This window comes from Nocardiopsis flavescens (assembly GCF_900141985.1).
GTDB classification, from domain to species: domain Bacteria; phylum Actinomycetota; class Actinomycetes; order Streptosporangiales; family Streptosporangiaceae; genus Nocardiopsis; species Nocardiopsis flavescens.
The window spans coordinates 221,243-245,556 of the sequence record NZ_FQZK01000011.1; the positions used below are offsets into that span (position 1 = coordinate 221,243).

Genomic DNA, 24,314 nt, shown 5'->3' on the forward strand with positions numbered 1-24,314 from the left:
CCACCCCTGTGAAGAAGAGAATCCAACGCCTGTAAGTGGAGGGGAAACCATGAAGGCTGTAGTCACCGGAGGAGCCGGGTTCATCGGCTCCCACCTGTGCGACCACCTCGTCGCACAGGGGCACGAGGTGGTCGTCCTGGACGACCTGTCGACCGGGTCGCCGGAGAATCTGGTCCAACTGGAGAGCGCGCCCGGGTTCCGCCTCGTGCAAGGGGACGTCCTGGACCGGGACCTGGTCCACGACCTGGTCGCGGAGGCGGACACCGTGTTCCACCTGGCCGCGGCGGTGGGCGTCTACAACATCGTGGACAACCCGCTGCGGTCCCTGCGGATCAACCTGCACGGCACGGAGAACGTGGTGGAGGCCGCGGTCGCCCACCGGGTGCCCTACATGGTCGCGTCCACCAGCGAGGTCTACGGCAAGAACGACGCGGACGGGCTGCGGGAGGACGACGACCGGATCTACGGCTCGCCGACCAAGAGCCGCTGGTCCTACGCCGCCGCCAAGGGCCTGGACGAGCTGGTCGCCTACGTGCACGGCTCCGAGTCCGGGGTCCCGTGCGTGATCACCCGCTTCTTCAACGTCGTGGGGCCCCGCCAGACCGGGCGCTACGGCATGGTCGTGCCGCGGTTCGTGGACCAGGCGCTGGCGGGCCTGCCCGTCACCGTGTACGGCACCGGGACGCAGCGCCGCTGCTTCGGCTCGGTGTACGACGTGGTGCCCGGCCTGCTGCGGCTGATGGACACCCCGGCGGCCTACAACCGCGCGGTCAACCTCGGCGGGCACGAGGAGGTGTCCATCAAGGGCCTGGCCGACCGCGTGGTGGAGCTGACCGGGTCGGACAGCGAGATCGTCTACATCGACTACGACCAGGCCTACGGCGAGGGCTACGAGGACATGCAGCGCCGCTACCCGGACACATCACTGGCCAGAGGCCTGGTGGGGTACGAGCCCGCGCGCGACCTCAACGACATCATCACCTCGATCGTGGAGCACCGCCGGGCGCAGGAGACCGCCACGGTCCCGCAGCCCGCCTGAGAACCGGCACGGCCGCTCCCCACCCGCCACAGGGCAGGAGCGCGTGCCCGCCCTTCCCACGCCCGTCCAGGGCATCCCGCTCCATCCCCGCTCATGGAGACCCCGCCCCCTGGAAGGGGGCCGGCCTCCCCCCTGCCCCGGGGAGACCGCCCGCGCACGGCCGCGGGCACCGGCGTCCGCCCGCACGCACGGATCCCGCCCCCGGCGGGGCGGCGCGGACGGGCCGCGGCGAGGGCCCCGCCCGTCCGGGACCCCGTCCGGTCCGCGCACCGGCACCGCACCCGGCCACCGGTCCGGCGGACCGCCGACACGGCCGCGTGCCCCGGCCCCACCCGGGGAGGACGAAGACCGTCACCCCGGCAGCCGCACCCGGCCACCGGCCCGGCCGGGGCACCTCCGGACACGGCCCGGGCCGGTCTCACCCCGCCAGCACGGTGAACACCTGGACCGCGCTCAGGACCAGCACCGACCCGCACAGCAGGAGCATGGCCCAGGGCGCGGACACCGCGCCCGGCGGAGCGCCGGTGCGGGGATCGCGCAGCCCTTCGCGGCTGCGGCGCCACCGCAGCCACAGGTGCAGGCCCAGAACCCCCGCCACGAGCAGGAACGCCGCCATCAGCGCCATCCGCAGCGCGGGCGGCGCCTGGGGGACCGCCGTCGTCCCCGGCGCCAGCTCGCCGCGCAGGAAGAGCAGGCCCACCGCCACCAGCAGGATCAGGGTGCGCTGCCAGGCCAGCAGGGTGCGCTCGGGTTGCAGGCCCGGGTCCCCGCGGTCGGCGGGGCTCCTCACAGCAGGTGCCCCAGCACCACGACCAGGCACACCAGGCCCACGGCGATCGTGGTCAGCAGCGGCAGCGGGCTCATCTTGAGGGTGCCGCCGTCGCGCATGATCCGCTGGACCCGGTACCAGCGCAGCGGGGCGTGGACGGTGATGACGGCGGCCAGGGCCGCCAGCGTCAGGCCGACCACCGTGCGGGGCCCCTCGGCCCAGCCCAGGGGGAGCAGGTGCAGGACGGCCACCGCCCCGGCCAGCAGGGCGAGCGCCGTGCGCACCCAGGCCAGGAAGGTGCGTTCGTTGGCCAGGGTGAAGCGGTAGTCGACGGTGTCGCCGCCCGTTCCGGTGTCCCCTTCGGCCGTGTCGGCGCCCATCCGATCCCCCTCTTCTCTTCCGTCCCGCCTCCGACGGTAGCCGCATCTTCACTTTCCGCCCAAACAGGTATGCATCACGTGTTGGGTAGGAGAATTCCGGCCCGGCGGAGCGCTCCGGTCGCGCCGTCCGGGCATGTGGAACAAACGAGTGGGCACGATCGCTGTAGTCCACCGAAGAGGAAGGCGGCCGGACCGCGTGTCCGACCGGCCGACACCGACAGATGCAGGAGAACCCGTGGCCACCCTCGAACTCACCAAGGACAACTTCGCGGACACGTTGCAGAACAACGAGTTCGTCCTCATCGACTTCTGGGCCGACTGGTGCGGCCCCTGCCGCCAGTTCGCCCCGGTCTTCGAGCAGTCCTCGGTGAAGAACGCCGACATCGTGCACGCCAAGGTGGACACCGAGGCCGAGCGCGAGCTCGCCTTCGAGTTCAAGATCCAGTCCATCCCGACCCTGATGATCGTGCGGGACCAGACCGTGATCTACAGCGAGCCGGGCGCACTGCCCTCCGAGGCCCTGGAGAGCCTGATCAGCCAGGCCCGCGAGCTGGACATGGACGAGGTCAAGCAGAAGATCGCCGAGCAGTCCGGCGAAGCGGGCGCCTGACGGGGCGCTCGCGCACGCGCGGCGGACACCGGTGCCCCGGCCCCGAGGCCGGGGCACCGCCGTGTCCGGGTCCGGACCCGCCGCGCGGGGCTCCCACCTGGCCGGACACGGCCCGGCGGAGCCGAACCGACCGTTTCGGTGACGGAAGGGCAACGTTCCGCGTCATCGCACCTCCGACTCCACCGCCCACGTTCATCTTGGCCACGGGGATCGTTCACCGCAGCTTCACGCGGGCATATTTGCATGGGTTCGACCGCGCTCCGCCGGTTTACTCCCTGAGCCCGCAAGCACCGTCCGACCCGGAAGTGGCCCCATGTCCATCAGCAACACCGCGTCCGCTCGTGCCACCGACTCCGGTCGCGGAGTCGCCCCCGACACCATCCGGTACAACCGCGAGGTGCCCGGACTGGGCGACCCCGTCTTCGACGTCTCCGGCCTCTCCATCTACTACGGCTCCAACAAGGCCGTGCGCGACGTCGACCTCAAGGTCGGCCCGCGCCAGATCACCGCGATGATCGGCCCGTCCGGCTGCGGCAAGAGCACGGTGCTGCGCACGCTCAACCGGATGAACGACCTCATCCCCGGCGCCCGTATCGAGGGCAAGGTCGAATACCACGGCGAGGACCTGTACGCCCAGCACGTGGACCCCATCGAGGTGCGCCGCCGCATCGGGATGGTCTTCCAGAAGCCCAACCCGTTCCCCAAGTCGATCTACGACAACGTCGCCTACGGCCCGCGCATCAACGGCGTGCGCGCCAACATGGACGACCTGGTCGAGGAGACCCTCACCAAGGCCGCCCTGTGGGACGAGGTCAAGGACAAGCTCAAGGAGAGCGCCTTCGCCCTCTCCGGCGGCCAGCAGCAGCGCCTGTGCATCGCCCGGACGATCGCGGTGAACCCCGAGGTCATCCTCATGGACGAGCCCTGCTCCGCACTGGACCCGATCGCCACGCTCAAGATCGAGGACCTGATGTACGAGCTGGCGGCCGAGTACACCATCGTCATCGTCACCCACAACATGCAGCAGGCCGCGCGCGTCTCCGACCGCACCGCCTTCTTCACCGCGGGCGTCGACGAGGAGGGCGAGCGCTACGGCAGCCTGGTGGAGTTCGACGAGACGGCGACGATCTTCAGCAAGCCCGCCGACCAGCGCACCGAGGACTACATCTCCGGCCGCTTCGGCTGATCGGAGCCCGCGCCCCCGGCCCCTTCGACACGCCCCTCCGACGAAGTGGAACCATGACCATGACCGCGCTCTCCCCCTCCACGTCCGTGCCCCACCCCTCGGGCGCCCCGGACGACGTGGTGGAGCGCGCCGAGGGTCCGCTCCGCGTTCTGCTGGTGGAGCCCGAGTCCGAGCAGTCGCACCAGCTGGTGCTCTCGCTCAGCGGCCACGACGTGGACATCACGGTGTGCGTCGACGGGGCGGAGGCGCTGCTGCGGGTGGGGCTGATCCGCCCGGACACGATCGTGACCAGTGCCGCCCCTCCCGAGGTGGACCTGGAGACGCTGGTGCGGGTGACCCGGCGGGCGACCGACATACCGATCCTCATCGGGGTGGGCCCCGGCGACTCCCAGCGCGCGCTGCGCGCGCTGGCCGCCGGGGCCACCGCCTGTGTCAGCCGCCCGTACCGCATCCCGGAGCTGGCCGCGCTGCTGCGCGGTTCGCTGCCGGGCATGGACGGGGGCGGCCACCTGGAGCAGGTCGCCGCGCCGGGCGCCTCGCTGCGCTCGGGCGCGCTGGAGCTGGACGCCCTGGGCCACCGGTTGTTCGTGGACGGACACCCGGTGGACCTGGCGCTGCGGGAGTTCGGGATCATGGACTTCCTCCTGCGCCACCACGGCCGCGTGGTCAGCCGCGAGGAGCTGTGGACCGAGGTCTGGCGCAAGCCGCTGCCCCCGGTCAACAACACCATCGCCGTGCACATCCGCAGGCTGCGCCACAAGCTCGGTGATTCCGAGGCCCGCCCGAGATTCATCCACACGGTGCGCGGGATCGGATATCGATTGGACACGGCGAACGGCGGATAGGCATGGTCTGAGCAGTACTCCAAGGGTCCCCCGGATCACCCGGGGCGGCCCCTTGTTCATGTTCGCGTCACTTCCCCGGAAGACACACGCGAAAGTGAATGACGAAGAAATACGAATATCGGCGCGATGACCGCGCACCCCCCGCCTCCCCTTGGCATACCCACAGGTCATCACGGTGGGATGCGTCACGGCGACTCTCCGGCCACCTCGCGGTCGCACACGGCTCGTTACCTGAATGTGACCACCATTCACCCCCCATTCACCCGACTTCCACCACCTGGCCGCCATTTCGATGACGACGCGACTTTCTTCGCGTTTAACGTCGTTTTACGTCAGCCCCGACAGCGGTGATTCAACGAGGAGAACTTCGACATGCGCAACGGGCGTTCCAAGCTCGCCGTCCTGGCGGCCATCCCCCTGCTCGCCACTGCGTGCGGCGGTGGAGGCGACACCGGTGGCGACACCAGCGGCGACGCCGCAGCCGAGCAGCTCAGCGCTTCGCTGACCGGTGCGGGCGCCAGCTTCCCGGACCCGCTCTTCCAGGACCTGATCTACACCTACAACAGCGACGTGCAGCCCGGCGTCCAGATCAACTACCAGAGCGTCGGCTCCGGTGCCGGCGTCGAGCAGTTCCTGGAGCAGACGGTCGACTTCGGCTCCTCCGAGGAGTTCCTGGACGAAGAGGACCTGGCCGCCGCCGAGGAGGCCCGCAGCTGCGCCGCGGTGCAGTTCCCGGTGGTCTTCGGCGCCGTCGTCATCGCGTTCAACAACGAGGCCCTGGACGGCCTGGTCCTGGACGCCGAGACCGTCGCCCAGATCTACGACGGCCAGATCACCACCTTCGACGACCCGGCCATCGCCGAGCTCAACCCCGACCTGGACCTGCCGGGCGACGAGATCATCCCGGTCCACCGCTCCGACAGCTCCGGAACCACGTACGTGTTCAGCCACTACCTCACCACCGAGGTGGACTGGTGGGCCGACAAGTACGGCGAGGGCAAGGAGCTGGACTGGGCCGACGGCCTGGTCGGCGGCCAGCAGAACGACGGCGTCGCCCAGGGCATCACCCAGAACCCCGGCGGCCTCGGCTACGTCAACCAGTCCTTCGCCCAGGAGGCCGGGCTGTCCGTCGCCCACATCGTGAACGAGGACGGCACCCCGATCGAGCCCACCCTGGAGGCGACCATCGCCGCCTCCGAGGAGGTCGAGGTCCCGGACAACTTCCAGTTCGCGATCGACAACGTCGGCGGCGAGGGCTACCCGATCGCCGGCACCAACTGGATCTTCACCTACACCTGCGGCTACGAGCAGGCCAACGCCGACGCGATCATCGACTTCTGGACCTGGGCCCTCACCGACGAAGGCGCCCGCGACCTGGCCGGCGAGCTGGGCTACGCCCCCCTGGGCGACGCCCTGACCGACCGCGTGATCGCCGAGCTGGAGAAGACCAACTCCGCCAACTAGCGGACCCCTCCCCGAGGCGCGAGGCACCCCCTCACCCTCCGGAGACCGCCCGCGGCGGCCGGGCCCCCGGCCCGGCCGCCGCCCCCTTACCCCCTCCTCCGCCCCGTGGTGCCGGGGCGGGACCGCTCTCCACTCCCCACGAAAGCCACAGAGGAGAAGCACATGCCCACCGAGGCCCCCGAGGCCCCGCAGGCCCCCGAGGACTCCCCACGGAGGACCCTGGCGTCCGGCAGAGGGCGGATGGCCGACCCGATCTTCAAGTGGACCGTCGCCGCCTCCGGGACCATCGTGCTGGTCATCCTGGCGCTGATGGTCATCCGGACCACCACCGAGGCGTGGCCGGTGTTCGCCAAGGAGGGCTTCTTCGGGTTCCTCTTCGGGCAGGACTGGACGGCCGGCGGCTCCCGTACCGAGATCACGGGCACGTACGGCGCCTGGCCGTTCATCTACGGCACCCTGGTGACCGCGACCATCGCGATCATCATCGCGCTGCCCCTGGCGATCATGGTCGCCGTCTACCTCACCCACATGGCCCCGCGCCGTATCGCCAAGCCGCTCTCCTACACAGTGGAGCTGCTGGCCGCGGTGCCCAGCGTCATCTTCGGCCTCTGGGGCCTGCACTGGTTCCTGCCGAACGTGATGCGCCCCTTCTTCGAGCTGGTCGAGTCCACCCTGGGCTGGTTCTTCCTCTTCGAGGGCCCGGTGCGCGGCGTCGGCTACTTCCCCGCGGGCATCGTGCTGGCGATCATGATCCTGCCGATCATGACCGCCATCATCCGCGAGGTCATCGCGGTGCAGCCGCTGGAGCAGCAGATGGCCGGCTACGCGCTGGGCTCCACCCGGTGGGAGGTCATCACCAAGGTGGTGCTGCCCTCCAGCTTCTCCGGCATCGTCGCCGCGACCATGCTGGGCCTGGGCCGCGCCCTGGGCGAGACCATCGCGGTCCTGATGCTGATCGGCGGCTCCCAGTCCTGGGGCGCCAGCCTCTTCGGCACCGGCAGCAGCATGGCCTCGCACATCGCCGCGACCTTCGGCGAGTCCTCGCCGGAGACCCGGACCGGGCTCATGGCGATCGGTGTCGCCCTGTTCCTGGTCACGATGATCATCAACGTCCTGGCCCGCGTCGTCGTGTGGCGCCTGGGGCAGTTCACGGGAGACGCCGCAGTATGAGCACCGCGACCACGACACCCCCGACCCCGGCGCAGCACGTCCCGCTGAGCGTGCGCCCGCCCGGCTCCGGCTTCCGGCGGTTCAAGAACCGCTCGGCCACGGTCATCCTGACCGGCGCGATGATCCTCGCGATGATCCCGCTGTTCCTCATCATCTTCGAGGTCACCCGGCGCGGCATCGGCGTGGTGAACCTGGAGTTCTTCACGGCCACCGAGCCCCCGCCCCGGCGCGAGGGCGGCGGCTACGCGGCCGGCTTCTTCGGCACGCTGTACATCATGGTGCTGGCCGTCGCGATGTCGATCCCGTTCGGCATCGCCACCGCCGTGTACATCGTGGAGTACGGCCCCAACCGCCTGACCGGCGCGATCCGCTTCTTCACCGACGTGATGACCGGCATCCCCTCGATCTTCGTGGGCCTGTTCGTCTACGGCCTGCTGGTGATCGGCTGGGGTGGGATGGGCTTCGGCACGTTCGTGGGCGCCGTGGCGATCGCGGTGATGATGCTGCCGATCGTCACGCGCTCGGCGGAGGAGATGCTGCGCCTGGTGCCGAACGAGATGCGCAACGCCAGCTACGGCCTGGGCGCGCGCAAGTGGCAGACCATCGTCCACACGGTGCTGCCCGCCGCCGCCCCCGGCCTGACCACCGGTTCGATGCTGGCGGTCGCCCGCGGTATCGGCGAGACCGCGCCGCTGCTGCTGACGGCCTTCGGCACCGGCATCATCGTCACCGCGTTCCAGGGCTCCCCCCAGGGCGCCGTGCCGATGCAGCTGTACCGGGGCGCGGCCCAGCCGTTCGAGGCGGGCATCGACCGCGCGTGGGGCGCGGCGCTGTGCCTGTTCCTCCTGGTGCTGCTGTTCACGGTGATCGCCCGCTGGATCGGCTCCCGGGCGTCCGTCGGCAAGTGAACGCGTGAGTCCCCGCAAGGGCCGCCCCGGTGCGAGAACCGCCCGGCGCGGCCCTTCGTCCTACCTGTAGCCTTTTCCGCACCAACGGACCCCCGACTGGGAGAGACAATGCCCGAGACCTCCGAGTACGCCGCCACGTTCGCCCTCGTCGACGCCGACGGCGACGGCCGCATCTCCGCCGACGAGCTGGTGGCCCTGATGCGCAACCTGGGCGACGCGTGCACCCACGAGCAGGCCGCCGAGACGGTGCGCGCCATGGACTCCAACGGCGACTCGCGCATCTCCCTGGAGGAGTTCGCCCGGTTCATGTCCTCCCGGAACTGACGCCCGCGGCCGGGACCGCCCCCGGACCGCGGTCCCGTGCGACGTGGACGGTGTCCCGCGGCTGCGGACGCGGGACACCGTGCCCTCCCCGAGCCTCTCCCCGGGCCCTCCGGGGGCACCGCGGCCGGGACCGCCGGTGGCACCGGCCGCCGGGGCCCGCGGCCACCGGCGCGGTGGGCGACGCCGCCCGGCGGGCCGGGGCGGCCGGGTGCCGCGCGTCGGCGACATCCCGGCCGAGGCGGGCCCCGCCCGTGACGCAGGGCCGGACGGCGTCCGCCGCCGGGCTCCGGACGGGTCGGCGGGTCAGGGCTCCCGGGCCAGGTAGACGGTGTCCGGGACGCCGCGCGCCACCGTCACCTCGATCACGTCCACCCGGGCGAAGCGCTCCCGCAGCAGCTCCTCGAAGGAGTCCACCGCGTTGGCGCTCCAGAACGCCAGCACCCCGCCGGGCGCCAGCAGGCCCCCGAGCAGGTCCAGCCCGGCCGGCCGGTACAGCCGGTCGTTGGCCTCGGTCACCGTCCAGTCCGGACCGTTGTCGGTGTCCAGGCAGATCGCGTCGTAGCGCTGGGAGCGCCCGGCGGCCGCCTGCGTCCAGGCGACGATGTCGTCGTTGTGCACCCGGCAGCGGGGCTCCCGGTGCACGTACCCCGCGGCCTCGCCCAGCTCCCCGTCGTGCCAGGCGATGACGTGCGGCTCCAGTTCGACGACCTCCACCAGGGATACCCGGGGGTCGTCCAGCGCCTCCCGGGCCGAGAAGCCCACCCCCAGGCCGCCGATGAGCACGCGGGCCCGTGAGCGCCCCCGCGGCAGCGCCGCCAGGCTGGCCCGGACCATCTCCCGCTCCGAGGTCCCGTCGCGGGTGTCCATGAGGAACACCCCGTTGCTGTAGATCTCGTAGTGCGCGCCCACCCGGCGCAGCACCAGGTCGCCGCCCGTCTCGCCCTTGACCCGGGCGAGCGTCTCCGTCTCCTCCGCCACCTGCCGTGTGTCCATCCCGCCATTGTGCCGTCCGGGAGGGCCCGGGGCACAGCGCTTCGCGCGTTCGTGCACCTAGCAGACCGTTTCTGGAAAGTTCCCGAAGTGTTGAATCTGTGATACAACCGGTCCCTTTGTGACGCCCGTAACAGGGGTAGGTCCTGCACGATTGTCGCGATACGGCCCCCGGATTCCTCCCCGGGGGCCCGACAGGTTAGAGAGAAGGATCAGATGTCATCTGTTCCGGTCAACGGCCGGGCGGCTCCACCGCCCGCGCCGGGCAAACCGAAATGGACGCCCAAGAGCATCGCCGTCTGGGCCGGCGTCGCTCTGGTGGGTGCCGTCTCGTGGGGCGTGATCGCCATCGGCCGGGGCGAAGAGGTGTCGGCCGCCTGGCTGATCTTCGCCGCGCTCGCGTCCTACGCCATCGCCTACCGCTTCTACGCACGGTTCATCCAGTACAAGGTGCTGGTGGCCGACGCGACACGCGCCACCCCGGCCGAGCGCCTCGACAACGGCGCCGACTTCCACCCGACCGACCGCCGGGTGCTCTACGGCCACCACTTCGCCGCCATCGCCGGCGCCGGCCCGCTCGTCGGCCCGGTCCTCGCCGCGCAGATGGGCTTCCTGCCCGGCACCATCTGGATCATCCTGGGTGTGATCTTCGCGGGTGCCGTGCAGGACATGGTCGTGCTGTTCTTCTCCACCCGCCGCAACGGCCGCTCGCTCGGCCAGATGGCGCGCGAGGAGATCGGCCCGGTCGGCGGCATCGCGGCGCTCATCGCCGTGCTGTCCATCATGATCATCCTGCTGGCCGTGCTGGCCATGGTGGTCGTGAACGCGCTGGCCGAGTCGCCGTGGGGCGCGTTCTCCCTGATCATGACGATCCCCATCGCCCTGTTCATGGGCGTGTACCTGCGGTTCGTCAGGCCGGGCAAGGTCATGGAGACCTCCGCCATCGGCGTCGTCCTGCTGCTGCTGTCCATCGTCGGCGGCGGCTGGGTGGCCGAGCACGCGGTCCTGAGCGAGGTCTTCCTCTTCACCAAGAACGAGCTGACCATCGGCCTGATCGCCTACGGCTTCATCGCCTCGGTCCTGCCGGTGTGGCTGCTGCTGGCCCCGCGCGACTACCTGTCGACCTTCATGAAGGTCGGCGTGGTCGTGCTTCTCGCGGTGTCGATCCTCATCGCGATGCCGTCGCTGCAACTGCCGCGGTTCACCGAGTTCGCCTTCAACGGCCAGGGCCCGGTGGTGGCCGGGCCGCTGTTCCCGTTCGTGTTCATCACGATCGCCTGCGGCGCCCTGTCGGGGTTCCACGCACTGATCTCCTCGGGCACCACGCCCAAGCTCATCGAGAAGGAGACCCAGGTCCGGATGATCGGATACGGGTCCATGCTCACCGAGTCGTTCGTGGCGGTCATGGCCCTGATCACCGCGTGCATCATCGACCCCGGCGTGTACTTCGCGATGAACATGCCGATGAACGCCCTGGGCGGCAGCGTGGAGTCCGCCGCGGCCACCGTCAGCCAGCTCGGCTTCACGGTGGACGCCGCGACCCTCCAGCAGATCGCGCGGGACATCGGCGAGAACGAGATCATCGCCCGCACCGGCGGTGCGCCCACGTTCGCCCTGGGCGCGGCGACGATCTTCTCCAGCGTGTTCGGCGGCCAGGCCATGATGGCGTTCTGGTACCACTTCGCCGTCATGTTCGAGGCGCTGTTCATCCTCACCACCGTCGACGCCGGCACGCGCGTCGGCCGGTTCATGCTCCAGGACACCCTGGGCAACGTGTACAAGCCGATGCGCAACCCGAGCTGGCGGCCCGGGGCGTGGATCTGCAGCGCGCTGATCGTCGGCGGCTGGGGCTACTTCCTGTGGGCGGGCGTGAACGACCCGCTGGGCGGCATCAACCAGCTGTTCCCGCTGTTCGGCATCGCCAACCAGCTGCTGGCGGCGATCGCGCTGGCGGTGTGCACCACGCTGATCATCAAGGCGGGCAAGGCCAAATACGCCTGGGTCACCCTGGTGCCCCTGGCCTGGGACGCCGTGGTCACGCTGACCGCGAGCTACCAGAAGGTGTTCTCGCCCGACCCGAAGATCGGGTTCTTCGCCCAGCGCAGCCAGTTCTCCGAGGCCCTCGCCAACGGCGAGCCCGGGGTGGGCGCGGTGCAGGGCGAGGAGGCCATGCGCCAGGTGGTCGTGAACACGACCGTCCAGGGCACCCTCTCGGTGCTGTTCGCGCTGCTGGTGGTCATCATCCTGGTCGACTCGGTCCGGGTGTGGATCCAGGCGCTGCGCGCCCCGGCGGGGTCGCTGCCGCTGACGGAGGTCCCGTACGAGAAGTCCCGGAGCTGGGCTCCGGACGGGCTCATCCCGACCCGGGAGGAGCGCGAGTACGCACGGAGCCTGGAAGGCGTGGGCGCCGAGGAGAAGAAGGAGTAGCGGACGATGGCGACGGGCTCGGAACTCGGTCCGAGGCTGCTGCGCGGACTGCGGGAGGCGTGGCAGATCGCCCGCGGGATCGCGGGCGAGCGGGCGTACGAGATCTATCTGGAGCACCACGCCCGGGAGCACCCGGGGGTGGAGCCCATGGGAGAGCGCGTCTTCTGGCGCCACCATACGGACAGGGGCGACACGGATCCCGGGTCGCGCTGCTGCTAGGTGGCGGGGCCCCGGAGTTCCTCCGGGGCCCTTCCGCGTTTTGTGACCCGCGGGTAACTTGGGGGTGTGATGAAGAGACTGCGCACCGTCGCCCCCTTCGCGCTCGGCGGCCTGTTCCTGGCCTCGGGCGTGCTGCACTTCGCCGCCCCGAAGCCGTTCCAGGCGATCATGCCGCGCTCCCTGCCCGCGCCGCGGGCGTGGGTGTACGGCAGCGGCGCCGCCGAGATCGCCTGCGGCCTGGGGCTGCTGACCCGCCGCCGCTGGGCGGGCCCGGCCGGTGCGGGCCTGCTGCTGGCGGTCTGGCCGGCCAACGTGCGCATGGCGCTGGACTCGGGCTCGGGCCACCTGCCGGGCCCGGCCGACAACCGCCTCCTCGCCTGGGGGCGCGTGCCCCTCCAGGTGCCCCTCATCTGGGCCGCCCTGCAGTCCCGCCCCGCGCAGGACTGACCGGGAGGGCGCGCCGGGGTCAGGACTTCCAGGAAGGACCCCAGCCGCTGCTGTCGGAGACGCCCTCCGGCATCGGCTCCAGCAGGCCGGCGCCCGGCGGCTCGCGGTCCGTCCCCGGGCCCTCGGCGATCGAGGGCTCCGCCTCGACCTCCCAGCGGTCCGCCGGGGGCGGCGGCACCAGCGAGGCCCCGGGGGGCGCGGCCTGCGCGCCGCCGCCGAAGGCGTCCCAGGAGCCCTGCGCGGCCGGGGCCCCCGCTGGGGCGCCGTGCGCGCCGGCGGCGGTCTCGTTCCCGTAGGCCCGCTGCGCCCCGGTCGGCCCGCCGTGGCCGGCGCCCGTGTCGGCGGGCTGCCACCCGCCCGTGTCGGGGCGCGCACCGGGGGTGCCTCCGCCGACATCGGCGGAAGGCCGGCCGCCCGAGGACGAACCCGGACCCGCCGACCCACCATGCTCAGAAGCACCGGCGGCATCAGGGACACCACCCGTACCGGCGGAAGGCCAGCCGCCCGAAGCTGCACCAGCACCCGCCGACCCACCATGCCCAGGAGCAGCAGAGGCACCGGCGGCACCAGGGCCACCACCCGTACCGGCGGCCGGCCACCCTCCTGACGCCGCACCCTGCCCGGCGGCGGAACCCCCGTACCCGGGGGCACCACCGCCCGCACCGGCCGCAGGCCAACCGCCCGAAGGCTCGCCCGCACCCGCCGGCCCACCGTGCCCGGGAACACCAGGCGCACCACCGCCCGCATCGGCCGCAGGCCAACCGCCCGAGGACAGGCCCGCTCCCGTGGACCCACCGTGCCCGGAGGCACCGGCGGCACCAGAGCCGCCACCGCCCGCACCGGCGGCCGGCCACCCGCCCGAAGGCTCGCCCTGCCCGGCGGCGGAACCCCCGTACCCGGGAGCACCACCGCCCGCATCGGCCGACGGCCAACCGCCCGAAGGCGCACCCGTACCCGCCGAGCCACCATGCCCGGAGGCGCCGGGGGCGCCACCACCCGCACCGGCAGCAGGCCATCCGCCCGAGGCGGCACCCGGCACGCCGGAACCGCCGCCCGCATCGGCCGACGACCACCCGCCCGAAGGCGCACCCACAGGCCCACCGTGCCCGGGAGCACCGGGGGCACCACCACCCACGTCAGCAGAAGGCCACCCGCCCGAGGCGTCGGAGGGGCCCGAGGCGCGGACGGCACCCCAGGAAGCGTCGTCCGAGCCGGGGTCGGCCGGGGCCTGCGGCGTCCAGGGGTCCGTGCCGCCCCGGCCGTCGGGAACCCCCGGAGCCGGGGGCGGCCCGGCGGGGTCCCACGCGCCCGACAGCTCCTCCGGCGGCACGTCCACCACGGGGGACGTCTCCTCCTGGCTCTGCACCAGCGGGTGCACGACGACGCCCGCCGGGTGCATCCGGCCCCACCAGGCGGCGGCCTCGTCGCGGCCCAGCTCCTCCTCGACCCGCAGCCACCCGGTGATGTGCGGGTGGCGGCGGCCGGTGCGCCAGGTGTGCTTGAGGGAGATCTGCTCCAGGACCAGCACCCGCTCGCCGTCCACCAGCGGCACCGAGCCCGGGGTCTGCTCGTTCCCCACCCACGTGCCGTCGCCGCCCACCAGGTCCCACTCGCCCTCGACGATCGACAGCCGGGGGTCGTCGCGCAGGTCGGTGGCGGAGGCCACCCAGTCCGGCATCGGCCGCTGCCCGGGCACGCCCCGGCCCTCAGGGCCGATGAGCGCGTCGGCCAGCAGCGTGTGCAGCTGGAAGTTGTCCCCGACCCCGTCGAAGCGCACCCGGAAGGCGCGCCCGGACGCGCGGTCCAGGACGAGCATCCGGTCCGTCTCGGCCAGCAGCAGCAGTTCGTGCACCTCGCCGAACTCCTCGACGTGGCGGCTCATCCGGGAGGACAGCACCAGCAGCTCGGACAGGCCCCGCGGGTCCTCGCGCAGCGCGGCGCGCACCTCGGCGTCGCCCAGCACGGCGCGGACGGCGATCCCGTACGGCTGCATGGTCGCCCAGGAGGCGAGCGCGTACATGGCGCCGTCGCCGAGCACCGGGGCCACCCGCGCCCGGTGCGACTCCCCGGTCTCCCTCGGGTGGGGCGGCGCGTCCTCGCCGGTGCCCTCCCAGGCGTCCGCGAACCGCAGCGCCTGCCCGCCGACCTCGCGGGCGCGGCGGGTGATCTCGACCCCCGCGGCCCCGGCGGGGGTCCCCACCTCGACGAGGGCGCCGCACAGCACCGCCAGATCGGCGACCGCCCCCAGGGCGATCCGCTCCGGCGCCCGCAGACGTTCGGCGATGGCGGCGAGCGCCGCGACCCGCTCCCCGACGGGCACGTGCCCGGCCAGCTGGAACAGTGTCCCGGCGAGCGGTAGAACCTCGTGGGGCCGCGACTGCGCGGCCTCGACGACGTCGGCGACGGAGCGGCGGAAGTCTTCGATCATTCGGGCATCGTGACACAGTCCTCGGTCAGTGCCGGAGTCCTCCCCCGAAATCGACCACCTTCGGCCACGGGGCATCACCGGGGGCGAACGGTGTGTGAACACCACCGAACCGGTGGATAACGGGTTCGGGGTCGACCGAAACCCCGGCCCACCGGGGTCTGCGGACCACGGCGGTCTCCCGGGGCGGGCGCCGCACCGGGCGGGACCGCAGGTCCGGGCCCGTGTCGAACCCCACAGGACGCCGGGGCCCGGCGCCCGGACCCCGGGCTAGCACCCGGCGGGACCGCGGCCCGCCTCCGCGGCGGGTGCCCGGGAACGGGCCCCGGAACGGGACCGGCGAACGGTCCCGGCACCGGCCGCGACACCACCTCTCCCGATGCGGGCGCCGGGACGGCGCCTCCCACGGCGGCCGACCGCCCACCGCACCGCGCCGTCGTCCCCGGCCCCGCCGCGACCAGGGACGACGGCGGCCGTCCGCCCCGCAGGACCTCCCGCGGACCGGCGACGGGGCGCCACCCGCCGGAGGGGGCGGGCGGGCCCGCCCGCCCCGCGCGGTGGCGGACCCGCCACCGCGGCGCCCGCCCGAGGACACACGTTCCCCGGGAGGGTGACGTACGTCTCCCACGCCCCCCGGGGAGGGGTCGCCCGGGGGCGCGGGCCCGGCACCGGACCACCGCCGGGACCTCCGGCGCGTCCGGGAGGCGGCCCGGCGGCCCCGCCGGCCGCGTCACGCCCGGCCGGCACCTCCTCCGGGCCCCGGCCACCCGGCCGCCGCCCCGCACCCGACCCGGGCACGGCAAGGGGCCCGCGGCGTACCGCGGGCCCCTCGCACACCTGCCGTCCCTAGAGGCGGCAGGCGTAGATGTCCGTCACCAGGATCGCCCGGGCGCCCAGCTGCCACAGGTCGTCCATGATCCGCTGGGCGTCGCGGCGCGGCACCATCGAGCGCACCGCCACCCAGCCCTCCCGGTGCAGGGGCGACACCGTCGGCCCCTCCATCCCGGGCGTCAGCGCCACCGCCGCCTCCAGGCGCTCGGCGTGCACGTCGTAGTCCATCATCACGTAGTCGCGGGCGACCAGGACGCCGTGCAGCCGCCGCAGCAGGGTGTCGAACTTGGCGTCGGGCTCGGCGTCCACCGGGCGGATCACCACCGCCTCCGACACCAGGATCGGCTCCCCGAAGGTCTCCAGCCCGGCCTGGCGCAGGGTGGTGCCGGTCGACACCACGTCGGCGACGGCGTCGGCCACCCCCAGCTGCACGGAGCTCTCCACCGCCCCGTCCAGGTGGATGACGCGCGCGTCGATCCCCTGCTGCTCCAGGTACCTGCCGAGCAGGCCGTCGAACGACGTGGCGATGCGCTTGCCGGAGAGGTCGGCGACCTCCATGCCCGCGCCGTTGGGCGCGGCGAACCGGAACGTGGACCCGCCGAACCCCAGCTGCAGCACCTCGTCCACGGGCGCGCCGGAGTCCAGCAGCATGTCGCGGCCGGTGATCCCGGCCTGGAGGATGCCCTCGCCGACGTACACGGCGATGTCCTTGGGGCGCAGGAAGAAGAACTCGGTGTCGTTGTCGGGGTCCACCATCACCAGGTCGCGGCTGCTCTTGCGCTGGCGGTACCCGGCCTCGCGCAGCATCTCGACGGCGGGCTCGGACAACTGGCCCTTGTTGGGCACGGCGATTCTCAGCATGTCGGGCATGTGGCTGGCTTTCGTGTTGGCTCTGCGTGTGCGAAGACGTCGAACGGCCGTACGCGCCGTGTGGTCGGGGCGCGCCGACCTACAGATGCCTGTAGACGTCTTCCAGCCGCAGGCCACGGGCCAGCATCAGGACCTGGAGGTGGTAGAGGAGCTGCGAGATCTCTTCGGCGGCCTGCTCGTCCGACTCGTACTCGGCGGCCATCCAGACCTCTGCGGCCTCCTCGACGACCTTCTTTCCGATGGCGTGCACGCCGGCGTCGAGCTGGGCGACGGTCCCGGACCCCTCGGGTCGGGAGCGCGCCTTCTCGGACAGCTCGGCGAACAGCTCTTCGAAGGTCTTCATGGTGTCTTTCCTCGACCGACAGTGCACTGACAAGCCTAGGCGCTGCGGCCACCGCGTGTGGCACCCGCGGTGGGAAGTCTCAGCATGCGGGCAGGGGAACGTGTCACACCATGCGGCGGGCCACCAGCCGCACCACGGCGCGCGGCAGGATCCGCAGCAGCCCGTCGGCGATCTGGTACTGGGGTCCGGAGACCACGTGGGACCGCCCCGCGGCCCAGGCACGCAGCGAGTCGCGGACGATGTGCTCCTTGGGCGTGAACGCGAACTCGGGCAGCCCCCTCTCCTGCACGCCCAGGGTCATATCGGTGCGCACGAAGCCGGGCAGGACCACGGTGACGGACACGCCCTTGGCCCGCACCTCGGCGGAGACGCTCTCGCTCCACAGGGTGAGGAACTTCTTGCCCGCCCCGTACACCGAGCCGCCGGGGTTGACGGCGGGCTCCCCGGCCAGCGAGGACACGGTGATGACGCCCAGCCGCTCCTTCTCCCCCGCCGCCCGGCGGGCGATCTGCACGGGCAGGACGGCGCGGGTGAGGTGCAGGACGGCGCGCACGTTGAGGTCGAGCATGGCGTCGATCCCGGCGGGGTCCTGCTCGGTGAACGCGCCGCCGTCGCCGCGCCCGGCGTTGTTGACGAGCAGGTCGACCGCTCCCGCGTCACCGGTGCCGTCGGCGGTGAGGCGGGCGGCGACCGCGGCCACCCCGGCGCGCGAGCCCAGGTCGGCCGGGAGCACCTCGACGGGGGTGGAGTAGAGGTCGCGGATCTCCTCGGCCAGCGACTCCAGCACCTCCCGGCGCCTGGCCACCAGCACCAGGCCGTAGCCGCGCTGGGCCAGGCGGCGCGCGTACTCCTCGCCGATACCGGAGGAGGCCCCGGTCACCAGCGCGGTCCGGGTGTGCTCGGCCCCGGTGTCCTGGTCCGCTTCGCTCATGGGGCCAGCTTAGGACCAGGCCCCCCGGCGCGCCCCCGCCGGGCCGCCGTGCGGCCCGGAACCGCCGGCCCCGGAGTTCCCGGCCCTCCCGTGGGATGGTCCACACCGTCAATTCACGGCACGGCATCACCCGCGTCTCCCATCCGGGGCCGCCAGGGGCTAGCGTTCGGATATGTCCGAGACAAAGAGCACCACCGGACCCCTCGCCGCCCTCGACGAACGCCTGCGTGACACCAGGCTGTTCTTCACACAGGCGCTGCGGACGTTCCACGCCACCGGCTCCATCGTCCCCAGCAGCCCCGCGCTGGCCCGGGCGATGGCCGAACACGTCCGAGCCCGTCCGGTACCCGACGAGCCGCTGCGGATCATGGAGGTGGGCGCGGGCACGGGGGCGATCACCCGCGGGATCGCCCCCGCGATGGTCCCGGGGGACACCGCCGACCTGGTGGAGGCCAACCCCGAGTTCGCGGCGTACCTGGAAGGCCTGCTGGAGAGCGACCCCGTGCTGTCGCCGATCGCCCCGCAGGCGACGGTGCACGCCAAGCTGGTCGGCGACATGGGCACCGACCGCACCTACGACGTGATCCTGTCGGGCCTGCCGTTCGCGAACTTCACCGCCGACGCCGTCCGCGAGATCCTGGAGTACTACTTCGAGGTGCTGCGCCCGGGCGGCCACCTCTCCTTCTACGGCTACCTGTACACCAAGGAGGTGAAGGCGGTCATCGCCCGCCGCGAGGACTACCTGCGCCAGGCGCGCACCAGCTGGGTGGTCCAGGAGTGGATCGACCGGTACGGCGTCCGGTCGGACAAGGTGCTGGCCAACATCCCGCCCGCGTTCGTCCACCACCTGCGCAAGCCCGACAAGACCGCGTGACCGCCGGGGCCCGTCCGGGGACGGGCCCCTCACCCCCCGCCGATCCGCGCCACCGCCCGGCGCAGCAGGGCGACCAGCTCCCGGTCCCGGGCGATGCCGCGCGGGCCCTGAGCCGACGGCGCCGCGTGCGCCGTGCGGTCCGCGTCGCGCAGTGCCCGCAGGCGCGGCAGCGCGCCCCGGGCGGGCGGCCCGACCTCCCCGAGCAGCCGCACGGCGGCCAGGCCCGTCCCGGTGAGCACCCGGGCGCCCAGGTAGGGGTGCTCCGTGTCCAGCAGCGCGGCGAGCACCGTGTCCGTGTCACCGGTGATGTGCCACAGGGCGCGCAGCGCCGCCGCGTCGTGCGGTCCCCGCAGATCCGTGTACCGCCGCAGGCCGGCCTCGTACCGGACCGCCGCGGGACCGGCGTCGGCGAGCAGCCCCCACGCGCCCTCGCGCCACCCGTCGGAGAACGGGCCGAGCAGGTCCAGCGACGCGCCCGCGTCCCCGGTGAGCCGCAGGTGGGCGCGGGCCGCCCGCCACCGGCTCCGGGAGGCCGCCCCCCGCACCGCGGGGGCGTGCCGCGCGGCGGCGGGGCCGATCGCGGCCAGCACCTCCAGCAGTTCCGGGACCCGGTCGTGGTCGGCGAGGAGCCCGGCGACGGCGTCGGCCAGCGGTGCGGCCCGGGGCCCCCACCCGGCCAGGGAGGGCGGGATCCACCGGGCCTCCCAGGGGTCCCCCGCCATCCGCTCCTCCAGGTGCGGCAGCAGTGCGCCGGCCCGGGGCGCGAACGCCTCCAGGACCTCCTCGAACGTCGGGCCCCAGCCCCAGGGGTCCCGGGAGGGCACCGGGCCGAACCCGAACAGCGGAAGGCGGGCGCGGCCCAGGAGCAGCGGGAGCGCGCGCGGATCGCCGAGCCGGGCCAGGGTGAGCAGTGCCGTGGCGGCGTCGCCGCCGGGCTCCACCGCGCGGGCGGCCAGCCGGTCCGCCCACGGCCGCGCCCCCTCCCCGGAGGTCGAGAGCAGCCGCAGCGCCCACCGGCGCACCCCCGCGTCGGGGTCCTCCAGCAGCGCCCCGGCACCGCGGTCCCACCGCCCGGCCTCCGAGCGGAACTCCCCCACCAGGTCCACGGCCGCCCGCACGGCCGCCGCGCGCACCCGTGCGTCGGGGTGGCCGAGCAGGGCCGAGGTCACCCGGCCCCGCCCCGCGCGCCCCAGGGCCCGGTGGATCCAGACCTGCGCGTAGCGGAAGCGTTCGGCGTCCCGGCCGTCGGCGCCCAGCCCGGCGGCCCGGAACCACGGCGGATGCGCCCGCAGGACGAGGTCGTCCATGGCGGCCCGGGCCGGCGGGACCGGATCGGCGGGGGCCGCGGCGGCCGAGCCGAACGCGACCAGCATCCGCTCCTCCGGGTCGCCCTCCCCCGCCGGCGCGGCCGGCCACCGCGGCGCCGGCCCCGCGGTGGCCCCGACCCGCCCGGCGAGCCGGACGGCGGCGGCCAGCAGCCGGAGCCGGACCCCGGGGTCGGCCTCGTCCTCCCAGCGTTCGCGCAGGGTCTCCAGGGCGGCGGTGTCCCCGGTCCAGGCCAGGGCCTGCGCGGCCCGGGTGCGCACCCCGGGCCCGGGGTCGGTGAGCAGGGGCGGCAGCCCGGCCAGGAGCGCGTCCCGGGCGGCCTGCGGCCCGGGGGCGCCGTCCCACGCCGAGCACACGTCCCCGACCAGGTCCAGGGCCCCGGTCCGGACCCGGCGGGGCCGGTCTGCGTCGGCGGCGACCCGCACCAGGAACGGCAGCGCCGCGGGCACGGCCGAGGGGAGCCGGTCCCCGCACCCCCTGTCGGCCAGGGCGTCGTCCAGGTCCTGGAGTGCGTCCACGGCCTCCGCGGGGGTCCCGGTGAGCGCCGCGGCGAGGTCCTCGCGCACGTCGGCGCCGCGCTCCCCCCGGCAGCCCTCCAGCGCGTCCCAGGGCACCTCGTCCAGCCCGCGCAGGCGGGCGTCCGCGATCATGCGGCCACGGAACCGCACACCCGGCTCCCGGGGCAAGCCCTTTCGCGTGCCCCGCGGGTCAGCCGCCGATCCGCGCGAGCGCGGTGTCGAGCAGGGCCAGCAGCTCCCGGTCCCGGGCGACGTCGCGCCAGCCGGAGCCGCTTCCCGTCCTGCCCGCGCCCGGTCGGCGCCGGGCGTCCCGCAGCTCCCGCAGCCGGGGCAGCGCGGGCGCCGCCGCCCCGCCCATCTCCCGCACCGCCCGCACCGCCACCGGGCCGGCCCAGGAGTGCACGCCCCCGCCCAGCGGGGCGTCCGCGCCGTCGAGGAGGGACCGCAGCACGGCCTCGGCGTCCCCGGTGGTCCGCCAGAGCGCCAGCGCCGCCAGGGGGTTGCCCCGCTCCGCCTCGCCGCGCACCGCGTCCAGCAGGGGCGCGGCCGACGCGCCGAGTTCGGCGAGCAGGGTCCAGTACGCGTTCCAGCGCCGGGGACCCGCCTGCCGGGCCAGCTCCAGGGCCGCCTCGGCGTCCCCGGTGATCCGCCAGAACGCGAGCGCGGCCGATCCGTCGTCGCCCGCCTCCGCGAACCGCCGGACCAGGGGCGCGTGCCGGGCCGCCGCCGGACCGATCCCGGCGAGCACGGCCAGCTCGCGCGCGGGGTGTTCGGAGTCCTCCAGCAGCGCCGCCACCCCGTCCGCGAGGGGCGCCGCCGCCGGCCCCCACTCCCCGGCGGTGGCCAGGGCGGGGAGCACGGAGTCCCGCCGGCCGCGCAGCATCGCCTCCAGCGCGGGCACCAGCGCCCCGGCCTCGTGCGCGAGCGGTCCCAGCACGTCGGGCACCGCCGGGGAGAAGAGCCAGCCGGCCCCGTGGGAGGCCGCGGCGGGGAGCCCGAAACACGGCTCCCCCGCGCGCTCGGCCAGCAGCGGCACCGTCCGCGGGTCCCGCAGCCGGGCCAGCCCGAACAGGGCGGCGGACCGCTCCTCGGGGTCCCGGGTGGCGGCGGCCCGCGCTGCGAGCGGGTCGGCCCACCGCCGGGCCGCCCGCCCGGCCACCGAGAGGATCTGGACCGCCCGGGTCCGGCGCTTGGACCAGGGCTCCTCCAGCATCGGTCCGACGGTGTCGGCCCACTCCTCCTCGGCCCCCCGGAACTCCCCGACCAGGCCGGCGATGACCTCCACGGCTCCGAGCCGCGCCCCGGCGTGCGGGGACCCCGCCAGCCGGCCCGCCAGGTCGGCGCGGTCGCCGGGCCGGTCCGCGAGCGTCACGGCCACCCGGTGGACCAGCGCCCCGCTCATCGCGCGTTCGGCGTCGAAGCGGTCGCCGTACAGGGAGCGCAGCCACGCCGGGCGCGGACCGGCCTCCTCCACCGCCGCGACGGCCAGGCCGACGGGGTCCCCGGGCAAGAGCAGCGGGTCCCGGAAGCCGACGGTCATCCTCGTGTCCGTGTCCCCGTGGTCGCGCAGGTCCAGCAGCCACCGCACATCCCCCTCGGCGGCCTTCACCAGTGCCGCCCCGTCCGGATGGCGGCCCACCACCGCGGCGGCGGCCCGCAACAGCCCCAGCCGGGTCACCTCGTCGGGCTCGGCCTCCCAGCGGCGGCGCAGCACCGCGAGCATCTCCCGGCCCCTCTCCCGCTCCCAGGACAGCACCGCGGCGGCCGCGACGCGCACCGCGGCCTCGGGGTCGTCCACGAGGTCCGCGGCCTCCGGGACGGCGGCCCGCCAGGCCGCCCCCCAGCCGGGGTCCACGAAGCGCGGGGCGGCGTGGAACCCGCTGCTCCCCAGGTCGGCCACCAGCTCCAGGGCGTCGAACCTCACGGAGACGGGCCGCGTCCGGTCCGCGGCCAGCCGGAGCAGGAACGGGAGCAGCGCGGGCGCGGCCGAGCAGATCAGGCCGCCCTGGTGGTAAACGTTCACGTTCAGCTCGTCGACGGCCGACCGCGCCTTCGCCTCCTCACCGGTGAACGCGGTGGCCAGCAGCTCGGGGACGTCCGCGGCGCTGCCGTGGACGTCTTCGAGGTCGCCCCAGGGCACCTCGTCCAGACCGGGGATGTGTTCGGTCACGTTCGTTCTTCTTCTCCGTGGCAGGGGGTTCCCTGATGCGGGCGATCGCGGTGTCGGGCGGGGCCGACGGCTCCCGGTCCTCCAGGACGGCCCGCTGACCGGGCCCTCTTCCGGAGGGGGACGCCCGGGCCCCTCCCGCAGTTCACACGGCCGGGACGGCGCGGAGGCGGCGGTCGCCCGCGCCCGTCCCGGCGCCCGCGCCGCGGCGCGGGCGGGGGGCGCAGATCACGCCCGCCGTCCGCGGGCGCCACCGGATCACCCGGGGCGAACCGCCGCATTCCCCTGGCGGTCAAGGGATCGGGTGAATTCCTTCCACCCCGGGCAGACCCTCGCCATCCACCGGAAACACCCCTAGAGTGATCTCCATCACGCTTCCCATGGGTCTCAGGGGCAACAGACCGAAGGTAGTCTCGCGTTGACTTCTTGAGGGCCGGATCTTGACGCTACGCGCGATCCCTTTCATCCACATCCGCGTTAAAAGTTCCTGAGATCTGCTTCAAGTCCCCTGAAGTCCCACCCGTGCCACAAGCCCCGGGTCTACGTTTTCCACACGAGTCAAGTGTGAACCGGATGTAAGCGCGCGGAGTCATACACATCACCCATTTCCCCAGGTCGTTGCGTGGACCAGTGGAGGAGGCACAGTGACGCTCACCCAGGCGGTGGACGCGGTCCCGGGAATGCCGGAGGAGCCCATGAGAGCGACCCCCGACCCCTTGTCCATCGATGTGCGGCGCCGGGTGTCCGCCCTGGCGCGGACCTCACGCCTGCTGGTGGCCGTCGACTACGACGGCGCCCTCGCCCCGGTGGACTCCGACGTCCACCCGGACCGCCGCCCCCTGCCCGAAGCGGTGCGCGCCCTGCGTGAGTTGGCGGAGTTGCCGGGCACGGTGTGCGCGGTGATCTCGGCCCGCCCGGTCCGGGACCTGGCCGCGCTGTCGCGGCTGCCCGGGGAGGTGCGGCTGGTGGGCGCGCACGGCACCGAGTTCGACACCGATGTGAGCACCGACCCCTCCGCGCACGGCAAGGCCGAGGCGTTGGAGGTGCTGCGCGGGCGGGTCGAGGCGACCGCGGTGCTGTACATGGGCGGCGGGGACGGCGAGGAGCCGGTGTTCCTGCACCTGTCGGGCGCGGACGCGGGGGTGCGGGTGGGGGACGCGGGCGAGCCGTCGGTGGCCGCGCACCGGGTGGCCGATACCCCGGCCGCGGCGCAGCTGCTGGCGGTGTTGGCCGCGGAGCGGCGCTCGTGGG

Annotated in this window: 22 protein-coding genes; 13 read left to right on the forward strand and 9 right to left on the reverse strand. The window is 73.8% G+C overall.

What is annotated here, in order from left to right; genetic code table 11:
* The first annotated feature begins 49 nt into the window (after nucleotides 1-49).
* A complete protein-coding gene (locus BUE45_RS18825; protein WP_073380664.1) occupies nucleotides 50-1,039 on the forward strand; it encodes an NAD-dependent epimerase/dehydratase family protein in 990 nt (329 codons plus the stop codon).
* Between the two features lie 418 nt (nucleotides 1,040-1,457).
* On the opposite strand, the gene BUE45_RS18830 is transcribed toward BUE45_RS18825, so the two are convergent.
* Nucleotides 1,458-1,829 carry a DUF202 domain-containing protein gene (locus tag BUE45_RS18830; protein WP_073380665.1) on the reverse strand — a complete coding sequence of 124 codons (372 nt, stop codon included), beginning with the start codon at nucleotides 1,827-1,829 and terminating at the stop codon, nucleotides 1,458-1,460.
* On the reverse strand, nucleotides 1,826-2,188 hold the full coding sequence (locus BUE45_RS18835; protein WP_073380666.1) for a YidH family protein: 363 nt from the start codon (nucleotides 2,186-2,188) through the stop codon (nucleotides 1,826-1,828). The genes BUE45_RS18830 and BUE45_RS18835 overlap by 4 nt, the downstream gene beginning before the upstream one ends.
* 235 nt (nucleotides 2,189-2,423) lie before the next feature.
* Here BUE45_RS18835 and trxA point away from each other — a divergent pair, with 235 nt between their 5' ends.
* The 7 genes from trxA (at nucleotide 2,424) to BUE45_RS18870 (ending at nucleotide 8,695) form a co-directional block, all read left to right on the forward strand.
* Nucleotides 2,424-2,798 (forward strand): thioredoxin, encoded by a 375-nt coding sequence (gene trxA, locus BUE45_RS18840; protein ID WP_073380667.1) that lies wholly within the window; start codon nucleotides 2,424-2,426, stop codon nucleotides 2,796-2,798.
* Between the two features lie 313 nt (nucleotides 2,799-3,111).
* Entirely contained in the window at nucleotides 3,112-3,984 is an 873-nt protein-coding gene (gene pstB, locus BUE45_RS18845) for a phosphate ABC transporter ATP-binding protein PstB (protein ID WP_073380668.1), read from the forward strand.
* A gap of 59 nt (nucleotides 3,985-4,043) precedes the next feature.
* Entirely contained in the window at nucleotides 4,044-4,829 is a 786-nt protein-coding gene (locus BUE45_RS18850; RefSeq protein WP_073380700.1) for a winged helix-turn-helix transcriptional regulator, read from the forward strand.
* A gap of 372 nt (nucleotides 4,830-5,201) precedes the next feature.
* A complete protein-coding gene (pstS, locus tag BUE45_RS18855) occupies nucleotides 5,202-6,293 on the forward strand; it encodes a phosphate ABC transporter substrate-binding protein PstS (protein ID WP_073380669.1) in 1,092 nt (363 codons plus the stop codon).
* 162 nt (nucleotides 6,294-6,455) lie between these two features.
* Nucleotides 6,456-7,463: a phosphate ABC transporter permease subunit PstC gene (pstC, locus tag BUE45_RS18860; RefSeq protein ID WP_073380670.1), complete on the forward strand. Its 1,008-nt coding sequence runs from the start codon at nucleotides 6,456-6,458 to the stop codon at nucleotides 7,461-7,463.
* Nucleotides 7,460-8,371 carry a phosphate ABC transporter permease PstA gene (gene pstA, locus BUE45_RS18865; RefSeq protein ID WP_073380671.1) on the forward strand — a complete coding sequence of 304 codons (912 nt, stop codon included), beginning with the start codon at nucleotides 7,460-7,462 and terminating at the stop codon, nucleotides 8,369-8,371. Before pstC ends, pstA begins: the two co-directional genes overlap by 4 nt.
* A gap of 108 nt (nucleotides 8,372-8,479) precedes the next feature.
* Nucleotides 8,480-8,695: an EF-hand domain-containing protein gene (locus tag BUE45_RS18870; RefSeq protein WP_073380672.1), complete on the forward strand. Its 216-nt coding sequence runs from the start codon at nucleotides 8,480-8,482 to the stop codon at nucleotides 8,693-8,695.
* A gap of 303 nt (nucleotides 8,696-8,998) precedes the next feature.
* On the opposite strand, the gene BUE45_RS18875 is transcribed toward BUE45_RS18870, so the two are convergent.
* The gene (locus tag BUE45_RS18875; RefSeq protein ID WP_073380673.1) at nucleotides 8,999-9,688 is read right to left on the reverse strand and encodes a spermidine synthase family protein; all 690 of its coding nucleotides are present in this window, start codon (nucleotides 9,686-9,688) and stop codon (nucleotides 8,999-9,001) included.
* A 213-nt stretch (nucleotides 9,689-9,901) separates the two neighbouring features.
* Between BUE45_RS18875 and BUE45_RS18880 the strand changes: the two genes are divergently transcribed.
* The 3 genes from BUE45_RS18880 to BUE45_RS18890 all read left to right on the forward strand — a co-directional run bounded on the left by BUE45_RS18880 (nucleotide 9,902) and on the right by BUE45_RS18890 (nucleotide 12,778).
* A complete protein-coding gene (locus BUE45_RS18880; protein WP_084737481.1) occupies nucleotides 9,902-12,112 on the forward strand; it encodes a carbon starvation CstA family protein in 2,211 nt (736 codons plus the stop codon).
* A 6-nt stretch (nucleotides 12,113-12,118) separates the two neighbouring features.
* A complete protein-coding gene (locus BUE45_RS18885; RefSeq protein WP_073380674.1) occupies nucleotides 12,119-12,331 on the forward strand; it encodes a YbdD/YjiX family protein in 213 nt (70 codons plus the stop codon).
* Between the two features lie 69 nt (nucleotides 12,332-12,400).
* Nucleotides 12,401-12,778 carry a DoxX family protein gene (locus BUE45_RS18890; RefSeq protein WP_073380675.1) on the forward strand — a complete coding sequence of 126 codons (378 nt, stop codon included), beginning with the start codon at nucleotides 12,401-12,403 and terminating at the stop codon, nucleotides 12,776-12,778.
* A gap of 19 nt (nucleotides 12,779-12,797) precedes the next feature.
* Here BUE45_RS18890 and BUE45_RS33880 read toward each other — a convergent pair whose 3' ends face one another.
* The 4 genes from BUE45_RS33880 to BUE45_RS18910 all read right to left on the reverse strand — a co-directional run bounded on the left by BUE45_RS33880 (nucleotide 12,798) and on the right by BUE45_RS18910 (nucleotide 18,178).
* Nucleotides 12,798-15,206 (reverse strand): hypothetical protein, encoded by a 2,409-nt coding sequence (locus tag BUE45_RS33880; RefSeq protein WP_073380676.1) that lies wholly within the window; start codon nucleotides 15,204-15,206, stop codon nucleotides 12,798-12,800.
* Between the two features lie 843 nt (nucleotides 15,207-16,049).
* Nucleotides 16,050-16,904 (reverse strand): ATP phosphoribosyltransferase, encoded by an 855-nt coding sequence (gene hisG, locus BUE45_RS18900; RefSeq protein ID WP_073380677.1) that lies wholly within the window; start codon nucleotides 16,902-16,904, stop codon nucleotides 16,050-16,052.
* A 79-nt stretch (nucleotides 16,905-16,983) separates the two neighbouring features.
* Nucleotides 16,984-17,247: a phosphoribosyl-ATP diphosphatase gene (locus tag BUE45_RS18905; RefSeq protein WP_073380678.1), complete on the reverse strand. Its 264-nt coding sequence runs from the start codon at nucleotides 17,245-17,247 to the stop codon at nucleotides 16,984-16,986.
* A 103-nt stretch (nucleotides 17,248-17,350) separates the two neighbouring features.
* Nucleotides 17,351-18,178, reverse strand: a complete 828-nt coding sequence (locus tag BUE45_RS18910) for an SDR family NAD(P)-dependent oxidoreductase (RefSeq protein ID WP_073380679.1) — start codon at nucleotides 18,176-18,178, stop codon at nucleotides 17,351-17,353.
* Between the two features lie 172 nt (nucleotides 18,179-18,350).
* On the opposite strand from BUE45_RS18910, the gene BUE45_RS18915 reads away from it, so the two are divergent.
* Nucleotides 18,351-19,052 carry a class I SAM-dependent methyltransferase gene (locus tag BUE45_RS18915; RefSeq protein WP_073380680.1) on the forward strand — a complete coding sequence of 234 codons (702 nt, stop codon included), beginning with the start codon at nucleotides 18,351-18,353 and terminating at the stop codon, nucleotides 19,050-19,052.
* 29 nt (nucleotides 19,053-19,081) lie between these two features.
* Here BUE45_RS18915 and BUE45_RS18920 read toward each other — a convergent pair whose 3' ends face one another.
* The gene (locus tag BUE45_RS18920) at nucleotides 19,082-21,028 is read right to left on the reverse strand and encodes a HEAT repeat domain-containing protein (RefSeq protein ID WP_073380681.1); all 1,947 of its coding nucleotides are present in this window, start codon (nucleotides 21,026-21,028) and stop codon (nucleotides 19,082-19,084) included.
* 58 nt (nucleotides 21,029-21,086) lie between these two features.
* Nucleotides 21,087-23,066: a hypothetical protein gene (locus BUE45_RS18925; RefSeq protein WP_073380682.1), complete on the reverse strand. Its 1,980-nt coding sequence runs from the start codon at nucleotides 23,064-23,066 to the stop codon at nucleotides 21,087-21,089.
* 692 nt (nucleotides 23,067-23,758) lie between these two features.
* Here BUE45_RS18925 and BUE45_RS33885 point away from each other — a divergent pair.
* A partial coding sequence (locus BUE45_RS33885; RefSeq protein ID WP_281256357.1) for a trehalose-phosphatase occupies nucleotides 23,759-24,314 on the forward strand: 556 nt, incomplete at its 3' end.

What these genes read in the sequence shown, in the direction of transcription:
- BUE45_RS18825 (WP_073380664.1), top strand. Translation starts at nt 50, where the DNA reads ATGAAGGCTGTAGTCACCGGAGGAGCCGGGTTCATCGGCTCCCACCTG.
- BUE45_RS18835 (WP_073380666.1), bottom strand. Translation starts at nt 2,188, where the DNA reads ATGGGCGCCGACACGGCCGAAGGGGACACCGGAACGGGCGGCGACACC.
- pstB (WP_073380668.1), top strand. Translation starts at nt 3,112, where the DNA reads ATGTCCATCAGCAACACCGCGTCCGCTCGTGCCACCGACTCCGGTCGC.
- BUE45_RS18850 (WP_073380700.1), top strand. Translation starts at nt 4,044, where the DNA reads ATGACCGCGCTCTCCCCCTCCACGTCCGTGCCCCACCCCTCGGGCGCC.
- pstS (WP_073380669.1), top strand. Translation starts at nt 5,202, where the DNA reads ATGCGCAACGGGCGTTCCAAGCTCGCCGTCCTGGCGGCCATCCCCCTG.
- pstC (WP_073380670.1), top strand. Translation starts at nt 6,456, where the DNA reads ATGCCCACCGAGGCCCCCGAGGCCCCGCAGGCCCCCGAGGACTCCCCA.
- pstA (WP_073380671.1), top strand. Translation starts at nt 7,460, where the DNA reads ATGAGCACCGCGACCACGACACCCCCGACCCCGGCGCAGCACGTCCCG.
- BUE45_RS18870 (WP_073380672.1), top strand. Translation starts at nt 8,480, where the DNA reads ATGCCCGAGACCTCCGAGTACGCCGCCACGTTCGCCCTCGTCGACGCC.
- BUE45_RS18875 (WP_073380673.1), bottom strand. Translation starts at nt 9,688, where the DNA reads ATGGACACACGGCAGGTGGCGGAGGAGACGGAGACGCTCGCCCGGGTC.
- BUE45_RS18880 (WP_084737481.1), top strand. Translation starts at nt 9,902, where the DNA reads ATGTCATCTGTTCCGGTCAACGGCCGGGCGGCTCCACCGCCCGCGCCG.
- BUE45_RS18885 (WP_073380674.1), top strand. Translation starts at nt 12,119, where the DNA reads ATGGCGACGGGCTCGGAACTCGGTCCGAGGCTGCTGCGCGGACTGCGG.
- BUE45_RS18890 (WP_073380675.1), top strand. Translation starts at nt 12,401, where the DNA reads ATGAAGAGACTGCGCACCGTCGCCCCCTTCGCGCTCGGCGGCCTGTTC.
- BUE45_RS33880 (WP_073380676.1), bottom strand. Translation starts at nt 15,206, where the DNA reads ATGATCGAAGACTTCCGCCGCTCCGTCGCCGACGTCGTCGAGGCCGCG.
- hisG (WP_073380677.1), bottom strand. Translation starts at nt 16,904, where the DNA reads ATGCCCGACATGCTGAGAATCGCCGTGCCCAACAAGGGCCAGTTGTCC.
- BUE45_RS18905 (WP_073380678.1), bottom strand. Translation starts at nt 17,247, where the DNA reads ATGAAGACCTTCGAAGAGCTGTTCGCCGAGCTGTCCGAGAAGGCGCGC.
- BUE45_RS18910 (WP_073380679.1), bottom strand. Translation starts at nt 18,178, where the DNA reads ATGAGCGAAGCGGACCAGGACACCGGGGCCGAGCACACCCGGACCGCG.
- BUE45_RS18915 (WP_073380680.1), top strand. Translation starts at nt 18,351, where the DNA reads ATGTCCGAGACAAAGAGCACCACCGGACCCCTCGCCGCCCTCGACGAA.
- BUE45_RS18920 (WP_073380681.1), bottom strand. Translation starts at nt 21,028, where the DNA reads ATGATCGCGGACGCCCGCCTGCGCGGGCTGGACGAGGTGCCCTGGGAC.